Below are 17469 nucleotides of genomic sequence, written 5' to 3'. Positions count from 1 at the left end.
TCCTTAAAATTATGATTAAATCACCCCTACTCGACCCTGTAGCTAATCACCACCGGGATACTGTAGAAGAACTAGCCTGGGCAATAGCTGCTAGTGAGGGACAGTTTTTACTGATGTTCGCACACTGTAATTATGCCAAGTGGCGTAAGCGAGTGGTGCGCAGGCTACACAAAATTTCCTCTGTGCCAATCCGGGAAGTATTCCTAGAGCCATCTGCTTGTACACTCTACACCACCCTCCGACAGGAAATCGGGGAGGAACAGCCAGCCGCTTTGATGGTGTTTGGTTTAGAGTCAGTCACTGACCTTGATGAGCTGTTAATCGCCACAAACCAAGTTAGAGAAGAGTTTCGCAAAAATTTCCAGTTTCCATTAGTGTTGTGGATTAACGATGAGGTGCTGTGTAAGCTGATTCGCATCACACCAGATTTCCACAGTTGGGCAACAACGGTTATGTTTGAAATCCCAACCTCAAGCCTAATTAGCAACCTACAACAAAAAGCCAAGTCTCTATTTACCAAAGTCTTGGAATTAGGTGCCAGTGAAATTTCCCCCAATGATGCTATCTTAGGTGCTGGTTATAATCAGGAAATTAAGTTTGCCTTACGGGATTTGGAAAGTGGGAACCACGAGTTGCCACCACAGTTGCTAGGCAGTCTTAACTTTGTCTGGGGTCGAGAGGCTTATGGATTGGGCAAGATTGATGTTGCTATCACCCACTATCAGAAAAGTTTAGAATTCTGGCAACAGGAACCCCGCAAGCAGCAGAGCAAGCCAGAAAACAACGGTGAGATTCTCCCTGGACTTGGTCTGCCTACCTTCATATCCCATAAACCCATTACCCCTCCACCTCGAGAGCGAGAAGCAGTTCTCCTGTTTCACCTAGGATTATGCTATTGCGATCAGGCTAAGCAGTATAGACCAGGAGACCCTAGCTATGGAGAAAATTGGCACAAGGCTAAAGAGTATTTAGAGCAGTGTCTGGTGGTGTTGGAACAAGAGCAACGACCGGATTTAGTGGCTAAGTTTATTAATAAACTCGGTGAGATACTGCAATCTCTGGAAGCCTGGGAGGATTTGGAAAGTCTAGCTACAAAGTCTCTAGCGCTACACAGAAGTTACTCTGCTCCTGTGCAACTGGCTCAGGATTATGGATTTATAGCAACAGTGGCGCTACACAAATCCTGCTGGCAGGAGGCTTACACAAACGCACTATATGCCAATGTAATTATCACAAAAGTCACAGAAGAACAGGGTGCTGCACAGGATAGGGAAGATTTCTTGGCCTATGGAACAGAGGGAAGAGGGGGAAGTAAAAAATTGTCCTATCATCCCGCAAGTATCCAACCCCAACAACAGCAACAGTACCCTGGCTATCAGGAAAATTCTGCTTTATCTTGCCTCAATGGCATAGTTAAGATAGATAAAGATGCAGAACAGATCACAAATAAATCTCCCGTTGGTCGCTATCTGTTACTTCTGGCTCAAGCCCAACAGCACTTGGCTCAGCATTCCGAAGCGATTCGCCATCTGGAACGGGCTAGGGAGTTAGGCATTGGTGATGACCCGAAACTGTACCTGGAAATCCTGGAAACTCTAGGAACCCTCTACTGGCAACAAAAACGATATCAAGCAGTATTTAGATTAAAACAAGAACGGCTTGCGATCGCACAACAGCATGGTTTACTTGCTTTTATCGGTGCGAGTAAACTCAAATCCTCCCAACAGAATCAGTTAGCACAGAATCAGTTAGCACAGAATCAGTTAGCACAGACAAAGAGTAAAGGTAGCGCTACCGTATCTCAGGCAATGACTGTTTCCGATTGGCAACACAAAGTAAAAGAGCTAGTGCAACGCATTGCCAGTACCCAGCACAAACTAACTGTAATTTATGGTCAGGCTGGAGTGGGCAAGAGTTCTTTACTAGAAGCTGGGCTAATCCCCGCCCTAAAACAGCAACCCATTGGTAACCGTGATATAGTCCCGATTAGGTTGAAGGTTTACACTGACTGGGAAAAAGAGCTGGGTAAACGTATCTTAGAGTCGAAGGGTGAAGGTTCTTCACCGTTGAAGGTTGAAAGTTTAAAGGTTGAAGGTTATAAAAACAACCTTGGCCAAAAGGCCACGCTAAGCGAAGAACCGGCTACTCTTCTAGATCAGTTGCAAAAAAATCAACGGCAAAACCAGAGAAACATCCTGATTTTTGACCAATTTGAAGAGTTTTTCTTTGCTTGCCGAGAGCCAGCTGAACAAAAACGCTTCTTTGAATTTTTCCGTGACTGTCTTAATATTCCTTATCTCAAAGTCATCCTGTGTTTACGGGAGGATTATCTACACCTATTATTAAAGTGCGCTCGTCAGGTAGATTTGGATGCCATTAATAATGATATTCTTAATAAAGGTATCCTTTATTATGTCGGTAATTTTTATCCAGACGAGGCAAAATCGATTATTTCTAATCTAACCACTAGAGCTAAATTTTACCTAGAGGATGCATTAGTCGATGAGTTGGTAAACGACCTAGCTAAGAATGAACCAGTGGGAGAAGTAAGCCCGATTGAATTACAGATAGTGGGAGTGCAACTGCAAACTGAGCAAATCACTACCTTAGGGGCTTATCGGCAAAACGGATCAAAAGAAAAGCTAGTGGAGCGCTATTTAGAAGGGGTTGTTTCTGATTGTGGTTCAGAAAACCAAAACGCGGCTTGGAAAATTTTGGGTTTGTTAACGGATAAGGATGGCACTCGGCCATTCCGAACAAAACATGACTTAGGAGCAGAGTTACAGTTATCCACTGACAACTTAGATTTTATCCTAGAGCTATTGGTCAAGTCAGGTTTAGTGATGAAATGGCAGCAAGAACCAGACGCTCAATATCAACTGATGTATGATTATTTAGTTGAGCCGATTCTTAGGCGTTGCTGATCGTAAGCATTCAGCTATCAGGAACGCGCATTAGCTGAATGCTTACGATCTGATTAGCCTTTAAGTCCCTCTAACCAACTGGATAAATCCGACCCATCGGAAAAATCGAACAATGCCTCACTCAGTTGATCTAAATCAGCAGCAGATAAGTTGTTGATGACTGATTCTAGAGTAGGCTCGATTGTTCCAACCTGGCGTGTCAACTGACGCATAATTAGCTCCAGTTTTCCTTGCTTTAAGCCTTGCTGTAAGCCTTGCTGTAAGCCTTGCTGTAGACTTTGTTGGACTTTCTCCTCTCCCCAAGGTAATAAATTTCCAGAGTTATCCCACCACCGTAACCAATAGTTGGTGATTTCTGATTTTTGCCCGTACCATACTCCCAGAAACAAACCCATGGATTCAATCCAGTAGCGTCCATTAGCATCAGGTTGTTGCAGGGTATAGCTTCCTGAATTAAGCGATCGCATCTCCAAACTTCCCGAGGCTGGTTCAAAAATCACATAAATTGGTACTTGTAGGATTTGCTCGTAAAAGTACCATTTTCCATAGGGGTAACGAGGGTTAATCGAATATTCTCCTTGCTCCGTATCCGATAAGAACTCCATCACCACTGCTGGTACCTCTCCTTCGGTGTGAGGGGTATAGCTCCGGCGAATCACCCCTGGTAAGACTGGAAACACGGAAGGTACATAAAACCAGTCTGGTGCTTTCACTACTGTTTTACCGTCCACATTGGCACAGAGTCCAAAGTTGGACGCAATCAGCATTGAATTATTGATAAATCCGGCTAATTCCAGAATCTCTCGGAGGATAGCCGCTAATAAGGGATGATAGAGATTTTCCACTGGGTCATCGGGTAATTGAAATTCCTCGGGGAGTTTTTCCCATCGGATAATGGGTTCGGCTTTCGTTTGAGTCATAGCCCTATCGGGTGTCTTTATATCTTTAAGGTAACGAAAAACTTAACGTTGTTTTTTTGAAGATAGTTCTGAAGAGACTGCCGACTTTTGAGGGTTGAGTTTTGAGTAATAACGACAGGTTTTTAAATTATATTCTATTTATAGATTACAATTACTGTTAACTACTAAATTACTAAATACTAACTAGTAATGACAAAACAAACACTTGAAACCTCTACCTATGTCGAAGGAATGGCGCAACTCCTTGATTTAGATCTTAAGCCCGAACACCGTCCTGGTGTTATCAATAACTTCGATAAAATTTATGCGATCGCATCTTTAGTAACCGAATTTAGCTTACCTGATGATATCGAAGCTGCTCCTGTATTTGAACCTTAGGATGCTGATAATTTTTGGCTAGGTAATTCTCCAGATTATTGGTTTATAACTATGACTAAATAATCATAATAATTGAAATTAGGATGCTAACCGTGAACCAAACTGATGCCATTGGAATTGCCACTGGGATTCGAGAAGGTCAAGTCACCGCCAAAACAGTCATTACTAACTGTCTCGAAAAAATAACTGTTGGTAACCAATCCCTTAACTGTTTCACAACAGTTACCACTAACCAAGCTTTATCCGATGCTGAAGACATTGATCATGCTATTGCCACAGGCAAAAATCCGGGTCCATTGGCAGGAGTTCCTTTTGCGGTTAAAAACTTATATGATATCGCTGGCTTAATAACATTAGCTGGGTCAAAAATTAATGCTGAAAATATTCCGGCTTCCCGTGATGCTACTGCTGTAACTAAACTAAAACAAGCGGGTGCTATCCTAGTTGGAGCATTAAATATGGATGAGTACGCCTATGGCTTTGTAACGGAAAATAGCCATTACGGTGCAACTCATAACCCCCATGATCTCACTCGCATTGCTGGTGGTTCCTCTGGTGGCTCGGCAGCAGCAGTGGCAGCGGGATTAGTACCAATCACTCTTGGTTCTGATACCAATGGTTCGATCCGGGTACCAGCAGCTTTGTGTGGTACTTTTGGCTTCAAACCTACCTACGGACGATTGTCTCGGGCAGGGGTTTTCTTGTTTTCTGCTAGTTTGGATCATATCGGTCCGTTTGCTCGTTCTGTACGGGATATTGCTACTACCTTTGATATCCTTCAGGGAGTAGATCCCACTGATCCAGTTTGTACCAATCGTCTCCCAGAACTTTGTGTCCCCCAGCTTAACGAGGGGATTGACGGGTTACGGATTGGGGTTGCTGATGGCTATTTTGCTCAAGGGGCAGAACCAGAAGTCTTGGATGCTGTGGCTAAAGTGGCTAGTAGCTTGGGTGTAACTGCCTCGGTTACTATCCCAGAAGCCAAGCGAGCCAGAGCAGCAGCTTATATTATTACAGCTAATGAAGGATCAAACCTGCATTTGGAGAATTTGCGTAAACGTCCCGATGATTTTGACCCAGCTACACGCGATCGCTTTTTAGCAGGTGCCCTAATTCCAGGGACTTGGTATATTCAAGCCCAACGGTTTCGACAATGGTTTCGCGATCGCATTCGGGAAGTCTTCCAAGATGTCGATATTATCCTTGCTCCCACTACACCGTGTGTTGCTCCCCTACTGGGTCAAGAAAAAATGGTCATTGCCGGAGAAGAAGTGTTGGTTCGTCCAAACTTAGGATTATTTACTCAACCCTTATCCTTCATTGGCTTACCGGTCTTATCGGTACCAATTCACCGTCCTGGTCAAATGCCCTTAGGGGTACAAATTATTGCTGCACCCTACCATGAAGCAATGATTCTTAGAGTTGCTGCAGTGCTTGAGGAACAAGGCATCCTTTCAGCACCGGTTGTGTCTTAACAAATCGATTATTAAGACAATATTCTTTCACCGCAAATAGTTGTCTTATCACACATTAGACTTCGCGGCAGTTGTCGGGAACAGGGAACAGGGAACAGGGAACAGTGGACAAGAATTGGCGCAAAGCGATGCAGCGCCGCCAAAGGGGGTCTCCCCCATGAGCGACTGCATCAAGAACACTATTAGAAAAATACTTTTGCAAGAGGTCTATTGTAACTAAAAATATTTTTGCAAGAGGTCTAATAAGTGCATTATTTTTGATAGAGATTCGGCTTATTTCTTCCACTTTATGAATCTTGAATAGTCCTCAAAACCTTAATAAATCAAGGGTTACGACTTATTCAGCTCGCCCTAATTATAAATTTAATAATACAGTTAATTTTAGCGATTTGCGACAATTTTAAGTACAAATTATGGGTTTTTGTTGCCTGTTGCCTGTTGCCTTTTGCCTTTGATGCTAAAGCCCTAAGACTGATTTAGCAATATTGAAATAAATCAGCACACCCAAGACATCAACAACTGTTGTAATGAATGGTGCGGACATCAGAGCTGGGTCTAAGCCTAGATGACGGAACAGAAACGGTAAGGCTGAACCGGCAATTGATGCTAAAAGTGCGATCGCAATCAGACTCACTCCCACCGATAGGGCTACTAAAAAATCTCCTTGTAACCAGTAAGCCCATCCCGTAGCCATCGTACCCAGAATTACTCCTAGTAATAACCCCGCCAGTGCCTCTCGCCAAATCACTTGACCGGGGCCTAAGTCACGAATTTCATCAGTATTCAAGCCGCGAATCACCACCGTAGAAGACTGAGCGCCCACATTACCACCAGTGCCAGTGAGTAAAGGGATAAAAGCTGCTAGGGCAACAACCTGCTGCAAAATAGACTCTTGGGACTTTATAATCGTACCGGTAACCGTATTAGTGAGTAACAAGACAAATAACCAAACTACCCGTCGGCGGGCAACTGTGAATAAATTGGTTTGAAAATAATTATCCCCCTCCGATTGGACACCACCACCAACCGCGTACATATCTTCTGTTGCTTCCTGCTCCAAGATATCAATCACATCATCCACAGTCACAATACCCACTAGACGCTGCTCCCGGTCAACCACTGGTACAGCCAGGAAATCATAGCGTTGGATCATCCGTGCTACCTCTTCCTGGCCCGCATAGGTATAGACATAAACCACATCACGAGTCATAATTTCACCCATGGTGGTCTCGGTGGAAGAAATCACCAAATCCCGCAGGGAAACAATCCCAGTCAAATGTCGAGAGTTATCAGTTATATAGAGGTAATATACGACTTCCGAGGTTTTGGCTAAGCTACGAATCTGATCCAAGGTCTCGCTAACCGTCAAGTTTTCCTTGAGGGAAATATATTCAGGGGTCATGATTCGCCCTGCTGTTCCCTCCTCATACCCCAAGAGCAGGGCTGTCGCTCGGCGCTCCTTGGGACTTAACTGTGACTGCAAGCGTCGGACTACCTTAGCTGGTAACTCATCAAACAACTTGGCTCGATCATCTGGCGACATCTTATCTACGATATCCAGTACCTCCTGATGTTTAAACTTCTCAACTAGAGATTGTTGGACACTGGAGTCAAGATTTTCATACACCTCAATGGCCTCAGATTTAGACAATAAACGGAAGGCAATCACTTGCATTGCTTCTGGTAATCCTTCAATCGCTTCCGCAATGTCTACTGGTTGTACTGGTACCAGTACTTGCTTAGCACCCTGAAGATTACCTTGCTCCAGCAGTATCTGCAGTTGAGAACGCACCAGCTGTCGCAGTTCACTACGCGAGATTGTCTGGAGGGAAATTTGGTTTTCAGTCAATGCAAACCCTCCTCTTGAGTAGGTTTTACTTGTTTGTCAGTGCTGACTCAAGTCTAGATGGTTTTGGACTTGCTCCAAGACGAATTGGTAATTGGTAATTAGTAATTAGTACTTGGTAATTGGTAATTAGTAATTAGTACTTGGTAATTAGTACTTGGTAATTACTCATAAATCAATAAATAAATGAAATTATATTAAGAAATGTAAAAGACGAACCATCTTTATTGCTGATTAGGTTTGAGTTAACTTAACCAAAGTTAACACAGTTACTAAAACGTTTGTCCCATTACTTAATTGGTAACTGACCTAACTATCCTTGATTGGATTCCGATATTCACTAATGGCACTACTTGAGGCATCTTAGTCCAATAGTATTTTCAGCGCAATAGTTATTGCATAGTGATCCCATCAAGCTAGATTTCCCTGTACGTGATCCAGCCCGAGGGCAATTAATTTGTTAACAAAAATGGTTCAATTCTTTCCCTTCTTACCCCTCTCTCCGGGATACGACCAGTCCCAGGGCAAACCCATCTAAATTCTATAAGCCTTACTTAGAAGCGATTGAGTGACCCCACGGAGGTTGCCCCACTCGCGCTTTACATCATAACAAAGATTTTAAAAGTCATATCACAAATACTTATCCTATGACTCTCATATCTAGTAGGCTTTTTACCATAATATTCGTTTACGGTGAAATATAAATTAGCATCTTCACTTTTACCAGATTTTGTTTCTATATCAATTCTCACTAAGTTTTATAATTGCTAATTATCTTAAAAAATCGAGAGTTTTTTGATTTGCTAAATTTATAAAATAGGTTTAGTAAATTAGCTAGATACTTTCCAAGATACCATCCAAAATCTGATCCATTTCAAAGTCTTCTAGTCCTTCTCCTGCTTTCGAGGTAAAATGAAGAGTATTATCCCGAACATCACTAATGTTAGACCAAGAAGTTATGTCAGGTGCAAAGAGAATTAGCCGTTTGGCGTTCAGAGACATGTTGTTATCCCATGCATCGACTAAATCATCATAGGTTTTAGGGATGTCAGTGGGATAGTGACTAGGTTTATTACCTTTCTCCAAAGGATGAGGACCCCCATCAGTCCACATCACAATGATATGACGGTACCTCCCAAAGAGTGGTGATTTTTCCCAAGGGGAAGATATGGCAAAAGCTAAAGCCTCTAAAGCATTTTTTGGCTCTTCCGTACTTGTTATGCTAAATTAACACTTTGGTGAAGGGAGCAGGGAGCAGGGAGCAGGGAGCAGTGGAAAAAGGGAGTATTTAGGAATTTTTGTTAATTAAATAGCCTCAGAACGCTTGTAGAGTAAGCTTTCTGAGTTTTTTAACTTAAAATTTAGCATACTAGGTACTGAAGAACCCATTTGTTCTATATCCAGGAACACCATAAGCATCAATACCAGATACAAAACGGATAAAATCAGATGCTTCAGAAGGAAGATTGAAAAATCTAGAGGTTACCATTACTTTGTCAGGTTCATGATCCCAGTAGTCACGAAAAACAATTACTCTAATTCTGAGCTGAATAATCTTTAGACCTCTTTCAGTCATTCTAGCTTTTAGTTTTTCGTGAAATGTGGCAGCATCATTCTTAACTCTTTCAATGATGTCACCCATTGACCATGTTCTATCAATACAGAGTACTAAATCAACGCCCCAGTCGAATAATCTCGAGTTACCGGTGTATCCAAATCCAAATTTTGTTTCTTTTTTTACTCTCAGAGTAACACTGTCATTATAAGCATAGCTGAGCAGACGATTTAATTTACTAGCATAGCTAGAATCGTTATCGGTAATATTAGCTTTTACTGTATCAACCAAAGAATTTAGTTTAGTTGAGACTGGCAACCCTCTAAGTTTCAACCAGTTTTTGATAGAATCATTTAATTGCTGTTCAACCCAGTTTTTCTGGGTTAAATCTTTTAAGTTTAGAGCTAAATCTAGAATAAATTCAGGGGCTAAGGTAGGGCGAATTTCAACAAAAAATTGGGTGATATCCTGATAATAGCTAACAATGGTTTGAATTAAGTTTTGTCTTGCTTCTCCCTCAGGAATTTGTTTTAGTAAATTAGGGAGCAACTGGGGTAAAGCTGGAAATAAATGATGCTCAATCAGAAAATATTCATCAGCAATTAAACCAGAAAACACAGAGTGATAGATAATCATAAAATTGCTCAGCTCTTCCACATCCCTCTTACCAATCATATAGTGATGCTCTACTTCCCGTTTATCAACCCCCGCTTTTCTGAGCTTCTCTTCCCGTTGTAAAATTGCTAAATTTTGTGGATTGTCTCCTCCATACATTTTATCAACTTCTTCAGGGTTTTCTCCAGCATCAATCAGCTTTTGTCGAGTCTTCAACCATTCACGAGCCCGTTGTTTAGCCGATTCATATAAAAGCTCTCGATAGGGTAGTCGAGAAATTACTGAATCATAGCGATAGTTGGCAACATTATAGGTCCAATAAGCAATTCGGAAATTGAGATAGTCACCATCAACTTCAGATTCTAAAATTACAGTTGGCTCGGTTTTCAAAACACCTCTTAACGCCTTTACACTTGCTTCGCTATGATAACTAGCACTGCCCCAAGCTCCACCAAGAAAATCTAACGGTCGATTATCAAAGCCACCATACTCTTTGAAAAATTCTCTAAGTCCTTGCGCTAAGGTTAATTCAATATCAGGAAAACCTTTATTGGTATTCACCGCATTCGCCAAACGTTCATAATGAAGTTTAGGTGGTGATAAAAAGATATGTAAAGGCATGATTTCCCCAACACTGGAGTTAAGAATATCACTGGCAACCACCCAGATTGGGGAATGTTCTAAGCGTTTTTGTTCTTCGAGAGTCTTTAAGGATGTTTGTCTTTGAAATAACGTTAACTCTCGCTGAAAATTTTGATTACGTTTTAAAATTTCCAATTGTAGTTCTTTTTCTTGTTCAAAGCGCCACCGTTGAAAATTAATGGTTTTATCATTAATTTTAATTTGTACCTCTTCAATATACTGTTGTAATTCTAGTTGACGCTCATGATTTAATTTACCCAGATCCATTGACCTTTCATAAGCTAATCTAGATTGTTCCGCTTGAAAGTGTTGTCTTTCTTTATCTTGAATATATTGAAGTTTTAACTGAGCAAATTGCAGATTATCACGTCTTTTAGCTAAAGCAGTATTAGACTTAATAATTTCCTTCGTATTTTTCCTGTGTTGATGACCAATATACATTGTTCCTAAAAACGTGGCACCTGCTGTTAAGAAAAATTGTCCAATCGAATTCCAAACCATGTTTATCCCTGTATTAATTCAAATGTTGATCGTCAAACTAGTTAAGGAAATTTACGAAGGTTAATTTACGAAATGCCACCGTGATAAACCAAAAGCACATAAGCAGCACCACCTACAACTCCTTTGGTAGTGTGGTAAACCTGAACTCCTGCGGTATTGTAGACATCCCCACAGCCATCTACCCAACCAATACAATGATTATGATGGTCATAAATCTTGCCATCCGTACCCCCATAACCTTGATAAGCACCACTGGGATTGTAAATAGAACGGTCTTGTATATATCCTGCATAGTTACTGTGATGTGGATGATCTGAAGTATGTTTATATACTTTTCCATGATCACTAATAGTTGTATAAACACTATTGCTTGAATGCATGGTAGAAGGACTTTGCATTATCCCCGGATAATTGTGCCATGGGTGGGATTCCTGTAAGTTCTGTAAAGTATGCATCGAGTCGGGAGGATGGTGTGAAAACGTGGAAAGGGAGTCCTCCACACCACCGGAGTAGTGGAGTCCAGCTTGGCTATCCACCGAGAAGGAATTCTCAACCCCAGGAATCTCCAGATGCTGGGAGTTCAAAGTCTGATCGACGGAATGTATATCGTTTATATCGAAAGCAGAAATGGTTGGATCAGAGGAAGTTACATCACAATGTCCTGGATCGATAGCAGAATTATCGATGAGTTGATTGATCCAATCGTGATGATGATTCATTAATCTGTCTTCCTTGATTCAGCAACGCCATAAAATTAGCTTTGGTGATATTATTCCCAATTAATACATCCCCAGCAAACCAGGCATAAAAATCCCTGAAACTCAGACTAGACAAGGCTTATAAGGTAAGTAATACTGGTAGAAGCTGGGGATGGGAGGGAAAAATTTTGCCAAGACCAAATTTTACCCAAGGCAAACCTGTGGCACAGCTATTGGTAGGAGCGATTTTGACCTATGCTGATGACGATACTTGGTTTAACGGTGGTAGACAGCTAACGATTCAACCTGAGGTCACCTCCGACAGGAATCCTGTCTTGCGAGTTAAGGGCGACAGGACAGTATTGCTGGCTTTAGTGGAAGCCTATGGGCGATCGCCTCAACCTTTATTAACGGAAGATTCTAATGTATTCACTGAATTTCTCCAAAAATCAGAAAAGGAACAACTACAAGCCCTAAAAAATGCTCATAGCTGTCTGTTGGAATACCATTTGATTGAAGATCAGCGGGAACAGAAGACCAATAGCACCATCCGCCACTTTTTGCTGCGGTTACGATATGGTGCGATCATTGTCGATCACCAGTCTAGAAACTTTGATTGGCTGTTTGGAGAAGGAGGACAATGGGATCTGTCCCGTCAGAAAAATCGCTCCCCTTCCCAGTCTCAAGCCGCACCGGTCATGAATCCGGTGGTCAGATGGGCACGATTACTTCCCGACAATCTTTGCGAGTATACCCCCGATCGCCTGGAAGAAATAGAAGAGTTAATTCCAGATTTAGAACCCCTGACCAAGGGTGATTCAAGATTAGACCGACAAGATCAAATCTTTATTATAGAGAATTTGCTTCGCTTCTATTTTTCGACACAAAATCAGACCAAAGTCGAAACATTTTTACAGCAATTCGAGCAAATGTTATTCAGACAATCCCCTGACCATAGTTATGCCAATTATTACCATTACCTTGGGGTTTATTATTATCAGCACCAACATCATAACCAGGCGAAGAAAGCATTTGAAAACTCCCTTAACTGGCGAAAAGCTCACTGTGACAAGACCACAGCTTCAAAATTTCGCCTAGCAGATACCCTCCATAATCTTGCTTGTGTTGAACTGGAGAGCAGAAACTTGAGGTGTGCTGAACAACGAATTGTAGAAGCGATCAGCATCTACCATAAATCTCGAAAAGTCAAGGATTTGGCAAACAGTTTAATGACCCTGGGTAATGTGCGATCAGAACAAACACGCTTTGCTGAAGCAGAAGATATCTATCTACATACTCTCAGAGACTTTGGAGCAATTTTGACTCAACATCCATTACTGGCCTACCTCCATACCGGATTGGGACATCTTTATGCCAAACAAGGACAGTACCATCAAGCTAGAGAACATTATTGTCACGGGATTACTCACTTAACATCCCTCTATGGAGACCAGAGTCATTTTCTCGCTATTCCTCAAGCAGGTTTAGCAGCCTTAGAAAAACTATTACTCGAAGACTGAATATTATCCCATTGCCAAACCTGATGGCATAATTCCAGTAAGCATTAAGCTAATGCGCTATAGATGGTGCTACTTGAGGTGCTGATGGGCTATGGGTAAGCTACACCCAATTCCAGCACCTAACAACCAACTGCTAATCGCGTCTAAACTAGAGTAGAGAGAAAGTAGGCGCAGGTGGTTGCGGATTCGCATTTTTCTGCGAGTCTGAGGAAAGTCCGGGCTCCCGAAAGACCAAACTTGCTGGGTAACGCCCAGTGCGGGTGACCGTGAGGATAGTGCCACAGAAACATACCGCCGATGGGAAGGATAAAGGTAGAAGGCTCCAGGATGAATCTATTCTTCCTGCCTTTTTCCTAATTCTTTCACAGGTAAGGGTGCAAAGGTGTGGTAAGAGCGCACCAGCAGCATCGAGAGGTGCTGGCTCGGTAAACCCCGGTTGGGAGCAAGGTCGAGAGGAACTACGGTTGGTCTTTTACCAGTTCCGGATATGGAGAACCGCATGAGGCGTCTGGTAACAGCCGTCCTAGATAGATAACCACCCTCTTTAGTAGCTTCTTGATGGTTGCTAGGGAGAACAGAACCCGGCTTATGTCCGACTTTCTCTCAATTTAGCTATTAGTCGTTAGTAATGAGTACTCCCAGCAGACTCTGGTTAGTCACAAAGGACTTTCCGACTCACGACAACAGACACCCATGACCATCAAAGATCCCCGTCGTCAGAAACAACTAGAGAAGTTAGTTCAAAAGTTAGGACTATCTAAAACTACAGCTGTGAATTGGTCGTTGCTAGATTTAGCACTGACTCATTGTAGTATCTCAGCAGAACACAACTATGAGCAGTTGGAGTTTGTTGGTGATGCTGTCATACGTTTAGCTAGCTCAGAATGGCTATGGGAAAATTATCCCAACTCTTCCGTTGGTGAGTTTGCTGCCATTCGTTCTGTACTGGTAAGCGATCGCATTCTGTCTCAACTCGCTCGCAGCTATGGGCTAGAGCGTTATTTACTGGTTTCCAATAGTGCCGCTGGGGACAAAGCTGGGGAAACATCCCGGTTAGCTGATGCCTTTGAAGCAGTATTGGGAGCATTATATTTAAGTACCCATACCCTAGAATTAGTCCGTCCTTGGCTAGACCCTCACTTACAAAAACTAACTACTGAAATTCGTCAAGACCCCGCCCGCCAAAACTACAAAGATGCTCTTCAGGAATGGACTCAAGCTCACTACAAACTGCTCCCAAAGTATCATCTGACCGAAAACCTACAAGTGCATGGGGCAAACAACCGCTTCACTGCCCAAGTTTGGCTACAAAATCGACAATTAGGTGAAGGTACAGGAAGATCGAAAAAAGCTGCGGAACAAGCAGCAGCCAAACAAGCATTTCTGGAATTGAGAGGCGAAACATGAAACAAACCGGAGTAGCGATATTGGGAGCAGGTCGCTGGGGGAAACACTTGATCAGGAATTTCTTGACACACCCTGATGCTTGCTTAGTGGCAGTGGTTGATCCATACCCAGAAACCTTGGCAGCAATTAAAGATAAATATAACCTCGCTCCTGAGGTACGTTTAGCAACAGATTGGGAATCGATACGGGATCTACCAACAATTGAGGCAGTAGTAATTGCTACTCCAGCAGTTACCCATTACACCCTAATTAAGGATGCTCTACAGCAGGGGAAACACGTCTTAGCAGAAAAACCCTTAACCCTTGATGTGGCTGAGTGTCTAGAATTGTGCCACCTGGCTCAAGAAAAGCAGCTACAGCTTATGGTTGACCATACCTATCTATTTCACCCAGCGGTCAAGCGGGCTCAAGAGGTTGTGAACTCGGAATGCTTAGGAGACTTACGCTATGGATACGCTGCCCGTACTAACTTAGGACCAGTACGTCAAGATGTCGATTCTCTCTGGGATTTAGCCATTCACGACATTGCTATTTTTAACTATTGCTTAGGACAGCTACCTGTTCAAGTCCAAGCTACTGGTAAGGTGTGGCTACAGTTTCAAAAAGAGTTTCAAGTTAGCAACTTGCCGGTTACAACAAATAACCTTGGCCAAAAGGCCACGCTACGCGAACAACCTTCAACTCCTCAAGGATTAGCTGACTTAGTTCAGGTCACACTTACCTATCCCACTGGCTTCCAAGCATTTATTCATCTGTGCTGGCTCAATCCAGATAAACAGCGGCGGCTTGGGATTGTAGGAACACAGGGAACCTTGATTTTTGATGAAATGGTTGCCCAAGCACCCCTAACTATCCAACATGGTTATTTTGAACAGAACGGGGAGTACTTTATACCTGGTGGTCAGCATCGTGAAGTTCTTGATCTCGAATCATTTGAACCACTTTATTCAGTATGCGATCGCTTTCTTAATAGTGTCCGCTTGTCCCAACCTTCATCAATATCATCTGGCTGGGTTGGTGCTCAATTGGTACACATTCTCAGTTGTTTAAGCCAATCCCTTCACCAAGGAGGAGTGCCAGTCACTGTTCCCCAGTTGCCGAAATAATTAGCTATTCATTCTGCCTGTAGATGATCACGATAGGTTAATGCCCAGCTTCAATGCTGGATTATTTTCCCAGCGATCCGCTACATGGGCGTAAATACAAGTTGTTCTGGGATCAGCATGTCCCAACAAATCTTGTACTTGCCGTAACTCAGCACCAGAACGAAGAGCTAACGTACCTGCGGTATGTCTCAAACTATGAGCTGATATAGTTCTTCCTGGTGTTTGCTTAAGGTTAGTTTGCTCTAGATAGCTATCCACAACTAACCGAATCCCCCGCCGGGAAATCCGCTTGCCACCCGCCCTATTTCCAACAGCTATAAATAAAGGACTCGATGGTTTGACCACTTCCCCATTTTCTGACCTTGCTTCGAGATAAGCCATTAGCAACTCAGCAAGATCTGGTGTTAATGGAACTATTCTAATATTACGCTTCCCTTCGACCCGAATTCCCAGATTACCCCCCTGCTTAACTACATCAGAGACATTTGCCCGATGTAACTCAATGCTACGGGGACCTTCCAATATCATGATTGCCAGCAGAAGTTTATCCCGCTTTGCCTTAAGGCTACCATCATTGGCTACAGCTGCTAACAACTTCTCAACTTCAGGCTTTTCCAAATAGGTAATCCTTGCCGCCGGGTCCAGCTTTTCCCGTGGCGGTTTCACCCCAAGGGCTGGATTGATCGTAATCAGTCCTTTTTCCACAGCAGCTTGATAAAAACGCTTGACAACTGACAACTTTAGTGATACCGTTGCTGGCTTAAATTTTTTAGTGTCTACCATCCAGCGGCGGTAACGCTTAATGTCCTCTTTAGTAACTGCGGCTGGATGAAGATTTATGCGATCGCACCAGTTCACAAACTGCTGAACCTGGCGGCGGTAGGTATTAACAGTATCAGCCGCAGCATCTCCTGCTGCCACATCGATATCGAGGAAATCAGCAAAAGCTTCTAGTAGGTTTGCTGTAGTAATGGTCAGGTGGTCAGGTTGATGGGTGATTTGGTTTGGGGTATGAGTATTCACGGTGCCATTAACGTGAAGTTGTTAAGCATTTAATACTATTATAGCCTATTTAATACCGATAATCCTCCAACAAGGCACTTCACTATCACTTGATCATAAAGACGTTTGAGCGAACCCTATACTCAGTGCACTTGCCAAAGGCTCTGGCAAAAGAGCGACAGGTAAGTTAGTAGGTGTCAGCCATGTCACCATCGGTCGTTGGCTCAACAATCCTGAGTTTAGAGAAGCTCTTACAGAGGCTGAAGAATCTCTGAAGCAGACACACCAAGAGATTCTTGATACTTACAAAGAAGCCCTCTTGCAAAGTGCGCGATACAGTAATGAATGCATCGAAATCATCATGTCGATTGCTCGGTCAGAGGACACTAGGACATCTGACAGACTCAAAGCTTGTGAGATGGTTATGTCAAAACCTGAAAGACTCATTGACATCATAGAGGATGAAAAGCTCTTTCCAGAAGATGCCGCAAGCTACCAGGAGAATTTGCAAGAATGGTGTACAAAATGGTCTGAAGAACTTTCTAACGAAGGGTGGATACAGATTGGTGTGGATACATGGCTTGAATCTGAAGGAGGCAGCCACCCTATCATTTGTGGAACAGAGCAAGCCTATCGAGAACTTTTAAGGAAGAGAGAGGCATTAAAAAGTACACAACGTTATTATCAGAGGTTCTTAGCCGATTGTGATGAACTTGATGATGAAAATTAAGCGATCTGGTTGCTAGCTTTTCCGTGGCGGTCAATCTTTAGTGAAGCTGGTATTCTCCAGTTACCTCAAACTCCCCTAGAGCATGAATTTCTACCATGAATAGTCAAGGGGGTATAGCGCTTCATGCTGGAGCTAAGGGTAGTCAAGGGG

Annotated in this window: 13 protein-coding genes and 1 other RNA gene; 8 read left to right on the top strand and 6 right to left on the bottom strand. The window is 42.8% G+C overall.

Going from position 1 to position 17469, the window contains the following annotated elements:
* Positions 1-11: 11 nt before the first annotated feature.
* Positions 12-2924 carry an nSTAND1 domain-containing NTPase gene (locus tag AC4II3_RS03690; RefSeq protein WP_488012184.1) on the top strand — a complete coding sequence of 971 codons (2913 nt, stop codon included), beginning with the start codon at positions 12-14 and terminating at the stop codon, positions 2922-2924.
* 53 nt (positions 2925-2977) lie between these two features.
* Here AC4II3_RS03690 and AC4II3_RS03685 read toward each other — a convergent pair whose 3' ends face one another.
* Positions 2978-3844 (bottom strand): DUF4351 domain-containing protein, encoded by an 867-nt coding sequence (locus tag AC4II3_RS03685; RefSeq protein ID WP_488012182.1) that lies wholly within the window; start codon positions 3842-3844, stop codon positions 2978-2980.
* A 189-nt stretch (positions 3845-4033) separates the two neighbouring features.
* On the opposite strand from AC4II3_RS03685, the gene AC4II3_RS03680 reads away from it, so the two are divergent.
* Together AC4II3_RS03680 and AC4II3_RS03675 are read left to right on the top strand one after the other, a co-directional pair.
* Positions 4034-4222, top strand: coding sequence for a DUF4089 domain-containing protein (locus tag AC4II3_RS03680; RefSeq protein WP_488012180.1), 189 nt, complete (start codon positions 4034-4036; stop codon positions 4220-4222).
* Between the two features lie 83 nt (positions 4223-4305).
* Complete coding sequence (locus tag AC4II3_RS03675; protein ID WP_488012178.1) at positions 4306-5697, top strand: AtzE family amidohydrolase; 1392 nt, start codon at positions 4306-4308, stop codon at positions 5695-5697.
* Positions 5698-6154: 457 nt separating this feature from the next.
* On the opposite strand, the gene mgtE is transcribed toward AC4II3_RS03675, so the two are convergent.
* From mgtE to AC4II3_RS03655, 4 genes are all read right to left on the bottom strand, one after another.
* Complete coding sequence (mgtE, locus tag AC4II3_RS03670; protein WP_488007240.1) at positions 6155-7546, bottom strand: magnesium transporter; 1392 nt, start codon at positions 7544-7546, stop codon at positions 6155-6157.
* 831 nt (positions 7547-8377) lie between these two features.
* The gene (locus tag AC4II3_RS03665) at positions 8378-8656 is read right to left on the bottom strand and encodes a hypothetical protein (RefSeq protein ID WP_488007242.1); all 279 of its coding nucleotides are present in this window, start codon (positions 8654-8656) and stop codon (positions 8378-8380) included.
* A 256-nt stretch (positions 8657-8912) separates the two neighbouring features.
* Positions 8913-10856 (bottom strand): hypothetical protein, encoded by a 1944-nt coding sequence (locus AC4II3_RS03660; RefSeq protein WP_488007244.1) that lies wholly within the window; start codon positions 10854-10856, stop codon positions 8913-8915.
* A 65-nt stretch (positions 10857-10921) separates the two neighbouring features.
* Positions 10922-11575: a hypothetical protein gene (locus AC4II3_RS03655; RefSeq protein WP_488007246.1), complete on the bottom strand. Its 654-nt coding sequence runs from the start codon at positions 11573-11575 to the stop codon at positions 10922-10924.
* A gap of 167 nt (positions 11576-11742) precedes the next feature.
* Here AC4II3_RS03655 and AC4II3_RS03650 point away from each other — a divergent pair, with 167 nt between their 5' ends.
* From AC4II3_RS03650 to AC4II3_RS03635, 4 genes are all read left to right on the top strand, one after another.
* Positions 11743-13074 carry a tetratricopeptide repeat protein gene (locus AC4II3_RS03650; RefSeq protein WP_488007248.1) on the top strand — a complete coding sequence of 444 codons (1332 nt, stop codon included), beginning with the start codon at positions 11743-11745 and terminating at the stop codon, positions 13072-13074.
* Positions 13075-13235: 161 nt separating this feature from the next.
* Positions 13236-13678, top strand: an RNA gene (gene rnpB, locus AC4II3_RS03645) — RNase P RNA component class A.
* Between the two features lie 89 nt (positions 13679-13767).
* On the top strand, positions 13768-14481 hold the full coding sequence (gene rnc / locus AC4II3_RS03640) for a ribonuclease III (protein WP_488007250.1): 714 nt from the start codon (positions 13768-13770) through the stop codon (positions 14479-14481).
* On the top strand, positions 14478-15587 hold the full coding sequence (locus AC4II3_RS03635) for a Gfo/Idh/MocA family protein (RefSeq protein ID WP_488007252.1): 1110 nt from the start codon (positions 14478-14480) through the stop codon (positions 15585-15587). The genes rnc and AC4II3_RS03635 overlap by 4 nt, the downstream gene beginning before the upstream one ends.
* Before the next feature lie 27 nt (positions 15588-15614).
* Here the strand turns inward: AC4II3_RS03635 and AC4II3_RS03630 are convergent, their stop codons facing one another.
* Positions 15615-16610 carry a tyrosine-type recombinase/integrase gene (locus tag AC4II3_RS03630; protein ID WP_488007254.1) on the bottom strand — a complete coding sequence of 332 codons (996 nt, stop codon included), beginning with the start codon at positions 16608-16610 and terminating at the stop codon, positions 15615-15617.
* Between the two features lie 403 nt (positions 16611-17013).
* Between AC4II3_RS03630 and AC4II3_RS03625 the strand changes: the two genes are divergently transcribed.
* Positions 17014-17319 carry a hypothetical protein gene (locus AC4II3_RS03625; RefSeq protein ID WP_488007256.1) on the top strand — a complete coding sequence of 102 codons (306 nt, stop codon included), beginning with the start codon at positions 17014-17016 and terminating at the stop codon, positions 17317-17319.
* Positions 17320-17469: the final 150 nt, after the last annotated feature.

Source organism: Moorena sp. (genome assembly GCF_982860115.1).
Note: the sequence above shows the minus strand (reverse complement) of the source record. Positions and strands in the feature narration are given on the sequence as shown.